The sequence below is a fragment of the Streptomyces sp. MUM 203J genome, from assembly GCF_022414595.1.
In the GTDB taxonomy this organism is placed as follows: Bacteria; Actinomycetota; Actinomycetes; order Streptomycetales; family Streptomycetaceae; genus Streptomyces.
This window is the reverse complement of sequence record NZ_JADWYO010000064.1, coordinates 24,260-34,228: the sequence shown is the minus strand read 5'-3', so window position 1 is coordinate 34,228 and position 9,969 is coordinate 24,260. Positions and strand designations below refer to the sequence as shown.

The window sequence follows — 9,969 nt, the reverse complement described above, 5'->3', positions numbered from 1 at the left end:
CGGAAGGATGTTCACCTCCGCCCCACCAATCACGCAGGCGGCTTGACTTCGTCATTGAGACTCCTTCATGTCGGGTTGTGCCGTGATGTGGCCGGTCACGCCGCCGGGGACGGCTCGGGGGTCTGCTGGTCGGCCGGCGGGGCCGCGGTGGCCGACCCGGCGGCCGGGTCCGCCGCCTCCTGCATGAACGTCCAGTCCCACACGCTCAGTGGCGGGTTGACGCTCTGGCGGGCCGGGCGGGTGGTGCCGTTCGTGTCCGTGGCGGCGAGGATCTCCCTGAACACCAGGTCCACCGCCACCGTCCCCACCCGCTTGTCCGCGTCACGCTGCAGGCACACACCCGTACGCAGCTCCTGGAGCGCCGACACGACCTTCGCGTCGTTCTCGGGCCGCCCCAGCAGCGGAGCAACCAGCGACGCCTCCTGTGCGGACTTCTGCTTGAACGCGAACACCGTGTGAATCTGGTTCGCGCCACCGCTGCGCGCCTCGGAGTCCTCGATCTGGACGAGGTCGATGGCCTGCTGGGTGATCAGCACCGTGACCGCCAGGTACGAGCGGCCCTGCTTCAGAGCGCGACGCATCAGGTCCCGGCCGCTCTCCGTCGCCGTGACGACATATGCCTCGTCCACGAAGAGGGCCTTCGGGCGCAGGCCGATCTCGCCCGTCACCGGGTTCTTCTCGTACCCGACGTCCAGCATCTGGCTGCCGAGCTCCACCACCGCCATCAGCGCGGTCGCGGCCAGCCGCTCCGCCGGGTTCCAACTCCGCGGGTCGGAGGCCGCAGGCGACTGGAAGCCGCGCAGCGTGATGACCGTACGCCGCTTGCGCATCGCCGACAGCAACTGCGGCCGCTCCGCGAACGCCAGCCGTGCGTACGGCAGTGTCCGCAACTCGGTGAGCAGCATTTGCGCCAGCTTCAGGTCCTTCGCCGCCTCGCGATCACCGGTCGCGACCGCGTGGTCATAGGCCTGTACGACCTCGTCCACGACCTGCCACAGCGTCGGTCGCGGCACCTGCTGCTCGGCGTCACGTGCGTTCAGCCCCTGTTCTGTGGCCTGCCTGATCGCCGAGTTGTACCTGCCGACGACCGTCGCCATCGCCTCGATCACCGGCAGCCGCACCCGCTGGTAGTCCTCGTCGCCGAGGAAGCCACGCAGCATGGACTCGGCCAGCAGCCGGCCCGACGGCACATCGCGGGCGATCACCCACGGGTCGAGCACACCCGCCTGGCCCTTGAGGAGGTCGACGACCTCCGTCTCCTGCCAGAACTCGGCGTTCACCGGCTGGAAGCGGCTCTGCGACGTGCCCAGCACACCGCGCTCCGCGTCCCCCGCGAACTCCGGGTCGTTCACCTGCGCGCCGAACGCCAGGTAGTAGCAGAGCTGCGCGAAGTCCGTCTTCGGGTCGATGACTAGGCAGCGGACGCCCGACTCCGACTCCTCGTAGAACTTCTGCAGCGCCAGCGACGACTTGCCACCGCCGGACGCGCCCACGATGGCGAGCCCGCCACCGTCGTTGCGGGCCGGGCCCACGTGCAGCGAGTAGTGGACCGGCATCTTGCCCGCCCAGCCGACCAGGTTCCCCACCCAGCCCAGCTTCTTCCCCGACCGCTGCTCCGGGTTGTCGCCCAGCTCCGTACCGGCCGTCGGCAGGCCCGCCCCAAGCTGCTCCACCTCCTGGAGCCTGAGGTACGGCGCGACGGGCAGCTTCGGAGCGTTGCCCGGAAGCTGCGACTGGAGCAGCCGCCACTGCTGGCGCGTCGGCCGCAGCAGGGTCACCTTCAGGTCCTGCTTGAACTGCATTTCCAGGATGCGACGGCGCCGTTCCAGCTCCTCCACGTCCGGCGCGGAGATGGTGAAGCGGATCTGCGCTTCCATGCCCGGCATCTTGTGCTCCTCGATGTCGTCGAGGAGGTGCTGGGCGCGGGTCACCTGACTCGCCAGCTTGGTGTCGGGCGTGCGGCCGGAGTTGGCCATGTCGTTCATCTCGTCCACGAGGTTGCCGCTGATCTTGCTCGCACGGTCCTTGAACCTCGTGTACGGGATGAGGGTGAACCTCATGTCGATCTCGACGGGGAACTCGACGTTCTGCGCCGCGTAGCGCGCCCACGCCGTCGACTGGCGGAACCGGGTCTCCGTCGGCCAGTTCGCGGCGACCAGGGTCGTCGTGTAGCTGGTGCGCTGCTCGCCGGTCACCTCGTCGTACTGGTGCAGCACGATATGCGTCTTCCGGTTCTCGCCCGAGAAGTCCACCACCAGGTCGAACTGGTCCGGACCCCAGGCACGGGAGCCGAGCACCGGCTCCGGCGGCACCGGCAGATCGCCGTGCAGCGGCTTGCGGATCAGCCACACCAGCTCCTCGCGGGTCAGCGGCGACCCGCCGAGCGTCTCCAGGCTCTCGTGCACCTCACGCGCGACCTGCGTCCACTGCGCCAGCAGCCCCGGAGCCAGGAACTCGCCGTGCACGCCCGTGGCCCCGGCTGCCGCCCTGTCAGCCGCGGCCGCCAGCCCACCCGACAGGGCGGGCTCCTCGACCGGGTCGTCGCCGCCGGGCAGCACCCCGCTGCCGTCACCCGAGCCACGCTTCAGCGAACCCAGCTTCACCAGCAGGATGTTGCGCTCACGCATCGCACCGATGCGCTCCTGGTACTCCGCCTTGCGGAAGTTGTACGCCTTGTAGTTCTCCGTCGGATCCCAGGCGACCGCGTTCAGTTCCTCGGCCCAGCCGACGGCCGTGATCGGCTGATAGACCTTGCGGTAGTGGCACTCGACGTTCCGGTCACCGCGGGCCAGATTGAGCAGCGCCCGCGCCGGGGCCTCCGCCATGGCCTGGAGTTCGACGGCGTTGAGGTACTCGTCGATCGACGTCGGCAGGACGAGGCCCGTCCACACCGAGTCACCGTGCACGAAGATCATGTCGTCGGCGTACCGGTACGGCAGCCGCATGTCCTCACGTCGCGCCCCGGAACCGGTGCCGCCGCCCCCGGAACGGTTCCGGTTCCGGGCACCGGATCCGGCCGTACCGGACCCCTGCTTGCCGTTGGCGCCCTTGGAGGAGGTGGCGGCCATGATCATGGCGATCACGAAGAAGGCGACCGCCCCGCCCAGAAGGATCAGCATGAACATGGAGGACTCACCTTGCGGAATCGGAGTGGGCGGCGTGCGGTACGGCGTCCGCGGTACGCGACAGGCCCGGGTCGTGCGCGGCGAACGAGGAACCGTGCCGCGCCGCTTCGGCGCAAGCGGACTCGTACCGCCGCTGCCAGCGGGGACTGCCCGGCTGCCAGAGGATCACCTGCCAGTGGATCTCCTCCGGCTCCCGGTCGGCCGCTAGGCCCTGCAGCCGCTTGGGCTGCCACCAGTAGTCGGCCCAGACCACCATCTGCTGGCTGAGGGTCAGGGCCGACGGCAGGGGCCGGCCCCAGACGAAGTACACGGCGACCGGCGGCCCGAAGTACAGCACCGACGTCAGCATCGACAGCCCCAGGAACGGCAGGAAGGCGGCCAGCGACAGCATCGCCACCAGCCACACCACACCGAAGCCGAACGCCGCGCCGAGCGCGGGCAGCAGCAGACCGGGGAGCGGGATGTTCCCCCAGTTCCAGATGCGCTTGGGACGGTTGAGCAGATCCGTGTGGTCGTAGGCGACCATCGGCTGCGGCTCGTCCGGCGCGTCCTGCGCCATCAGTCACTCCCCCTCTCTCGTCGACCGCCCGTCAGCCGTGTGCGGACGGGGCCGTGTACGGACAGGGCGGTGTCGCCGCCCCCGCGCTCACTGGCCGCCCGTGCCGCCCGTGCCGCCGGTACCGCCACCGCCGCCGATCTGGCCACCGAGACCGATGAGCACACCGGCGAGCCCCGACGCGCCGCCGATGATCAGAGCCGCGAGTGCGATCATGCCGAAGCCCTGGAACGCCTCACGCATACCGTCACCGCGCTTCATCGACATCAGCATCCGGATGCCGAGGATGAGCAGCGCGATGACCGCGACCATGGTTCCGGCCGTGCGGAGGATCTTCTCGATCTCGGAGAACATGCCGTTCAGCGAGGTTGCTGCCAGGTACATGGGGTGTCCTTTCACAGTGCGGAGTGTGCTGTCGCAGGGGTGGTGAGGCGGAGAAAGGGAGGAGGAAATCTCAGGAGGAGCTGTCGCCGTCGGCGGGCTTGCCGTTCGGCTTTCCACCGGGCTCACCGTCGGGAGACGGGGTGGCCGTACCCTCGGGCTTGGTCTTGTCGCCGGTGCTGTTTGCCGGGGCACTCTGCCCGGGCGACGGGGTGGCGGCCGAACTCTCCTCCGTGTCGGACCGTCCACCCGCGGGGTCGAGGACCCCACCGCGGATGTCCTGGATGAACCAGCCCTGGGCGGTGTTCACGATCGTCACCCGGTACGAGCGCCGGATCGTGGTCGTCGTCTCCTGGACGCCGCCGTCCTCGTTGGAGGCCCCACCCCAGACGACGGTCACCCGTGCCTGCACGGTCTGGCCGTCCTTGTACGTGATCGTGTCGCCCTGGCCGACGCCCTTCGGGGCCAGCGCCTGGACCTCGTGCACCCGGGGCGCGGACAGGGCGCCGCGCAGTCCGGTCGTGGCCGTGAGGGACGCGTCGGAGGTGGTGAAACGGCTCATGGCCGTCGTGTCGGACGTTCCCCACGCCGTGAAGTAGCCGGGCAGGACCCGCTCCTTGAGCTGGTCCGAGAGCTCGGTGTCGAGGACTTCCTCGTCCCGGTCCACCTCGGGTGCGGCGCCCCGTACGGGCAACGGCATCTCGCCGACGTCGCCGACGACCCGGAGTCCCGACGCGGCAGCCAGATCCGCCACGTACACCGGCACGGAGACAGTGGTGACCCGCCCGTTCGACAGCGTGACCTGCACCCCCAGGTACCGGCCGTACTTCCCGTACTCGGGCAGCTCCTCGACGCTGCCGTCCCACGCGGCGAGGGTGACGGACTGCGTGCCCACGCCGTTCCAGCCGCAGTCCGTGTCCACCCCGGCCGTCGCGAACCGGGCCAGCTCGTCGCGTCGCGCGTCGGCGGCCTTCGGGTCGTACGTCAGGCAGCGGGTCGCGTAGTCCTCCGCGAACGTCGCGGCCGCCCGTGTCGGGAACTCCGTGAGCCGGAACCGCTGCACGTCCTCTTTGTCCAGCGCCGCTGTCTGCGGGGTGGACGACTTGCCGATGGCCAGTCCGACGACTCCGCACGAACCGAGCGCGAACGCACAGGTGGTGAAGAGCAGGGTGGCCCGCAGCGCGACGTGCGTACGCCGCCCCGACGCGGGCAGGCGCCCACCGGGCCGCGGCACGTCGAACCCACCGGCACGCCCGGGTGCCCCGACGGCGGCCGAGCCCTTCGCGGGACGCTCCGGGGCGGCCGCCCCAGCGGTTCCGGCTGTCTCGGAGCCCGCCGAGGGACTCCCGGCGACGCCGACGGGCGCCGCGGCCTTACCGCCGCCCTTGCGGGTCTCCTTGCGCGCCTCGCGCTCGGCCTTCTTCCGCTCGTACGCGGCCTTCCGCTCGGCCCGCGCCTGCTCGCGCTTGTCCTTCTTGTTCTGCCCCGTCCCGTCCTGGTTCTGCCCGCTGCGCGGCGGCAGCGCCGGCACGGCGGCCTCACCGGGCGGCACGGGGGCCTGCGGGGCGCGCCGCGCCCACGCCGCCGCCACCTGGGCGCGCGCGGCTTCGGAGTTCGCCTGCGGCTGAGGGGCCTGCGTGGCGGCGGTCGGGTAGCCGTACGGGGTACCGGGCGTGGCCTGTGCCTGGGGCTGCCGTGCCTGGGGGTGCTGTCCGTACTGGCCCTGTGTCTGGGCTTGCTGGTTCTGCGCCTGCTGCCAGGCGGCCTGGTCCGCAGGACCGAACTGCCCGGACGGCTGCTGCGACCCGGTGCCATCGGCAGAGCTGGTGTGGTCCGTCATCGACTCGTGTCTCCCCCCGCTTGTGTCACCGGCCGCCGGAACGGACGCACGGCGGATTCCCTGGCGAGGCCAGGTGCGGAGGGCAGTGTGGCAAACCGAACCGACAACGACGCCCGTGCTTTCCCCACTTGGGCGAAGGTGAGGAATGCCGAGGGAATCCAAGGAATGTCGAGGAAGGAGGACCCGGCACCCGACGAGACGGCCTCGGCCACAATGCGAGGTCGTGCCCGGGCGAGCGAGACGGGCGCGCCGAACGCCCCGACCCTTCCGAGGACGAGAGTTGAGCGACCAGTACGCAGATCCGCAGCAGGCCGCCGCACCTCACGCGGCGGCGCCCCAATTCCCCGCCGAACCCCAGCCCGAGGCAGCCCCTCCGGTCATCGACGCCAAGACCGCGTGGATCGACGGTTACGAGCCGGGCAACCCCTGGCAGTCCCGCCTGTGCCTCGAAACCCCGTACGGCACCGTGGCGTACCCCCTCACTCCGAACACCATGCCCGACCTCCTGGAGGGCCTCGTGGTGGTGGCGCAGGAGCAGCAGGGGATCACCGGCGAGCCCGACCCGGACGCCCAACCTGCCATGGACGCCACTTCCGACGGACCACCGGACCATCCCGAAAGCCTCCACGACGGCCGCACCGCCCGCCTGACCGGCTGGGCCCTCGTCCACTCCCTGTGGGAACGAGAGGATCCGAGGGCGCGGTTCGTCATGGGCGCCGTGGTGGTGGCACTGCTGCTCCTCGGCATCGTCCTGACGTGACCGGATACGGTCGAGCAGACGTGTCGCACCGAGTGAAGGAGAAGTGATGTTGACGGAGACGACTGGACGCACGCCCCGGGACCTCGCCGTCGAGGTGGAGGGGCTGCTGAGGGTGGATTGGGCGTCCGTGTGGCCTGGCCTGCCGGAGCCCGGGACACCGGAGTTCCGGCGACTGTGCGAGAGGTACGGCTGGGAGCCGGAGACGCCCTTCCACGAGCGGGGGAGCATGGATGTGCACACGCGTACGGGCGCAAAGCTGGCGATCTCCATGGAGTCCAGTTGGGGACAGGTCCGCAGCCTGGACCACTACGCCTGGCATGTGAAGGCCGGTGACGCGTCCGAGAATGGTGCTGTTCTGGCCCGTGCGGCCGAGACCTGGCCGGTTTACCTCAAGGCGGTCGAAGAAGTGCTGGGCGCTCCTACCTGGACCGGGCCGTGGAACGCCGAGGACTTTCCCGAGCCCCTGCACCCCGCGTACTGGCCGGACAAGGCCTTTCGGCTGGAGAGCCGTCGACCCTATGAGTTCGCCTACTGGCAGCCGAGCCGTGAAGTTCCAGGTCGGCCGTACATCACACTGAGCCAGTCGGTGTCCTTTCCCACTTGGACTGCGACCGCACCGGGTGGTTCACGTCTGTACCTTGAGCTCTGGGCGCCCACTGAGTTCCTGGCGGCTCGCTGATGACCGAGGCAGTGCCCACGCCGGAAGAGATCGAGTACGCCCTGAGGCTCCAAGACGAGTACCAGCAGACCAAGCCGAGGAATGAGGCGGAAGGCAGGGCCGTGGCTGCCCGTATCTTCGGCGATTGGCAGTCGGCTCAGGAGCAGGGAGGGAACATTCCGGACTTGCTGTCGTTTGTGCGTGATGTGGCTGAGAACGGAGCGGTCACCAGCGAAGAACGCGGCAGCACCAGGGCGTTCTGGTCCTTCAAGTCGCAGCCTGAGGGGGCGTCACGAGTTGTAGAGCACCGGTTTCTCGCGCAGGCGTGCGGAGCGACGAGGGGCTACCAGGTGCTGGAGGACACACCGGCAGGTCAGCAACTCGACTCGTACCACCTCTGGGATCGCGAGGTTCAGAGGGCTCTTGTCCGGGACTACGAACTGGACCAGGGGGAGGTAGACGACACAAAGAAATACGTGTGGAGCACTGTTTCTGAACGGTATGCCCAGGCAGCCGAGGGCCCTGTCGCGGCGTTCGCGACTGATATCACCGAGGGGTCCGTACTCGGTCACGACGAATTGCCGATTCTGCTGGCTCACGAGATGGTCGGCAAGGAGGGCGTGAACTTCCCGCTGGCGATGCCTCGGCACGAGCATCTGCCGCCCGAGGTCGACGTGCTGATAGCTGACCCACCGATTCGGGCGCAGATACGCATGGAGGACTTCGACCCTGAGAAGTCACCGAAGGAATTCGCCGCGAAGCTCGCCGCCCTCGACATCCCGGAGAACCAGCGGGAGGCGGTTGAAGGGGCGCTCTGGCGGCTGTCGACCGCCAACAGCTACGACGAACTGGCCGACAAGGCCGCCAAGAACGAGGCCACGCAGCCGCAGAAGGGCTCGGCCTTCACGGTCGGTTCGGTCGCCCGTCCCGCGGCGCAGCCTGCTGCTCCCCGCGGCCCGACCGGGCACGGCGTGATCAACCCGACGGTGGCCCCGCCCGAGCTTACCCCGGCGGCGCACTCCGGCATCGAACACTGACCTGAAGCGGCACACTCAAGCGGGAGACACATCCTTGAGCGACGACCACGCCCGGATAGCCAGGACCCTGGCGGAAAAGGCGGTCTTCTTCGCGCCGACCAAAGCCTGGGACGGCTGGCACATGAAGCTGACGTTCATTCTGGCCGGGGCTCGCTCGAACCACGAGGAGAATCACCGCAGCGGCCAACTGGACGAGTGGAAGGCCCGTCTGCTGGCCGGGCGCGATGCCGGTGACGCCTCGGCCGACTCCACCGCCGAGGCCGAGATGAGCAGCATGGTGCTGGAGGAACTACAGCGACGGAAGGACGCCTTGCCGCAACTGCTGGAAGCCTTCCCGCTGCTCGCCGAGACGGCAGCCGCGGAGTCCCGGGAGCAGCCGTCCGGCGACGCGGAGGCGGAGTTCTACTTCGCGGACGTGTTCGCCTTCGTCGAGGAGTACCTGGCGAGGATGGTGCGCCGTCGCATCAACGGTTCCTCCGCCACCTGGTGCCCCCGCTGGTGGGCGCACCCCGAGGCCGGCGCCCGGCTCTCCGCGCTCTGGCTGGCGTGGGAGCAGCTGCGCCACGACTCCGGGCTCGGCCTGTCCACCTGGTGGCTGCATCACGCGGACCCGCATCTGCGGGTGCTGATGGACCCCGACACGGGGCCGTTCGCGGCCTGTTCGCCGAAGGACGGGCACACGCTGTACCCCTTCGACCCCCTGCCGCTGGAGCCGTACGATCCCGAGCAGGACCCGCTGGTCCGAGGAAGCACGGAGACGCGGTGAAGGGGATGCGGGGCACCCTTCACTGATTCCCGCCAAGGTTTTCCTCGCCGGTTCACGCGTTTTCCTCGTCGGGGAAAGCGCGCGGCCGACCGACGGCCTCTCCACCTACCGTGTCCCGGCAACCTGACTGAGGGAGGCCCGGGACGGTGGAGTCACCCGCCGAGAACAAGCGAACCATGGCGCTCGCCCTGGCAGTACTGGGGCTCCTGTTGGTGGGTGCGCTCACGGTGCTGATCCTCTTCGAGGACGATGGCGACGGTGACGGCGCCTCCGCCGACCCGCCGTCCGCCACCGGGAGCCCCGACGCTGCGGGCGGGGCCGCGAACGGCAGCGGCAGCGGTGACGGCAAGGCGGCTGTAAACGGCTCGTCCGGCACGGCACCCCGGCCCATCGTCTCCACGGAGGAACTGGTCCAAGCCCATGAGGTGATGACCGCCTACATGGCGGGGCTGAGCACCTACTCGTACACCGACGACAACGCGTCCTGGTCGAAGCCGCTCCTCGCGCGGACCACTGGTGACCCGGCACTCGAACAGGAGACCGCGCTGCCGACCGGCAAGGCGTGGGACACCTGTGTGGCGGCCCGCTGCACATCCCAGGGCACGGCCACGGTGGAACGCGACGCGATGATCGCCGACGACCTCAACCGAGGCAGCGGAAAGACGGTCTCCAGCCTCGTCAAAGTGACCGCGACACGGACCGAGGACGGCGAGGCGGGCGTGACGGAGACCAACTCCTGGCTGGTGACGGCCCGGCAGACGGGCGGCCCCAACGGGTGGAAGGTGTCGGCGTTCTCCCTGTTCGGCCTCGGCAACGTGGGCGCGTCCGACGAGGCGGGGGAGTAAC

At 69.6% G+C, this 9,969-nt stretch carries 9 protein-coding genes; 5 read left to right on the top strand and 4 right to left on the bottom strand.

The features are described 5' to 3' along the window. Positions 1 to 95: 95 nt before the first annotated feature. From I3F58_RS29485 to I3F58_RS24675, 4 genes are all read right to left on the bottom strand, one after another. Positions 96 to 3,125, bottom strand: coding sequence for an ATP-binding protein (locus I3F58_RS29485; RefSeq protein ID WP_275678900.1), 3,030 nt, complete (start codon positions 3,123 to 3,125; stop codon positions 96 to 98). 7 nt (positions 3,126 to 3,132) lie between these two features. After that, positions 3,133 to 3,684, bottom strand: a complete 552-nt coding sequence (locus I3F58_RS24685) for a hypothetical protein (protein ID WP_240110888.1) — start codon at positions 3,682 to 3,684, stop codon at positions 3,133 to 3,135. A gap of 87 nt (positions 3,685 to 3,771) precedes the next feature. Then, positions 3,772 to 4,065 (bottom strand): hypothetical protein, encoded by a 294-nt coding sequence (locus I3F58_RS24680; RefSeq protein WP_240110887.1) that lies wholly within the window; start codon positions 4,063 to 4,065, stop codon positions 3,772 to 3,774. Positions 4,066 to 4,135: 70 nt separating this feature from the next. Then, a complete protein-coding gene (locus I3F58_RS24675) occupies positions 4,136 to 5,902 on the bottom strand; it encodes a conjugal transfer protein (protein ID WP_240110886.1) in 1,767 nt (588 codons plus the stop codon). Positions 5,903 to 6,182: 280 nt separating this feature from the next. Between I3F58_RS24675 and I3F58_RS24670 the strand changes: the two genes are divergently transcribed. The 5 genes from I3F58_RS24670 (at position 6,183) to I3F58_RS24650 (ending at position 9,968) form a co-directional block, all read left to right on the top strand. Continuing rightward, positions 6,183 to 6,662, top strand: coding sequence for a hypothetical protein (locus I3F58_RS24670; RefSeq protein WP_240110885.1), 480 nt, complete (start codon positions 6,183 to 6,185; stop codon positions 6,660 to 6,662). 49 nt (positions 6,663 to 6,711) lie between these two features. Beyond that, on the top strand, positions 6,712 to 7,341 hold the full coding sequence (locus tag I3F58_RS24665; RefSeq protein ID WP_240110884.1) for a hypothetical protein: 630 nt from the start codon (positions 6,712 to 6,714) through the stop codon (positions 7,339 to 7,341). Beyond that, positions 7,341 to 8,357 (top strand): hypothetical protein, encoded by a 1,017-nt coding sequence (locus I3F58_RS24660; protein ID WP_240110883.1) that lies wholly within the window; start codon positions 7,341 to 7,343, stop codon positions 8,355 to 8,357. Before I3F58_RS24665 ends, I3F58_RS24660 begins: the two co-directional genes overlap by 1 nt. Positions 8,358 to 8,391: 34 nt before the next feature. Beyond that, entirely contained in the window at positions 8,392 to 9,123 is a 732-nt protein-coding gene (locus I3F58_RS24655) for a DUF4913 domain-containing protein (protein WP_240110882.1), read from the top strand. A gap of 146 nt (positions 9,124 to 9,269) precedes the next feature. Further along, positions 9,270 to 9,968 (top strand): hypothetical protein, encoded by a 699-nt coding sequence (locus I3F58_RS24650; RefSeq protein WP_240110881.1) that lies wholly within the window; start codon positions 9,270 to 9,272, stop codon positions 9,966 to 9,968. Position 9,969 lies beyond the last annotated feature (1 nt).

Excerpts from the sequence above, each read along its gene's own strand:
- I3F58_RS29485 (WP_275678900.1), bottom strand. The coding sequence starts at position 3,125 with ATGTTCATGCTGATCCTTCTGGGCGGGGCGGTCGCCTTCTTCGTGATC.
- I3F58_RS24685 (WP_240110888.1), bottom strand. The coding sequence starts at position 3,684 with ATGGCGCAGGACGCGCCGGACGAGCCGCAGCCGATGGTCGCCTACGAC.
- I3F58_RS24680 (WP_240110887.1), bottom strand. The coding sequence starts at position 4,065 with ATGTACCTGGCAGCAACCTCGCTGAACGGCATGTTCTCCGAGATCGAG.
- I3F58_RS24675 (WP_240110886.1), bottom strand. The coding sequence starts at position 5,902 with ATGACGGACCACACCAGCTCTGCCGATGGCACCGGGTCGCAGCAGCCG.
- I3F58_RS24660 (WP_240110883.1), top strand. The coding sequence starts at position 7,341 with ATGACCGAGGCAGTGCCCACGCCGGAAGAGATCGAGTACGCCCTGAGG.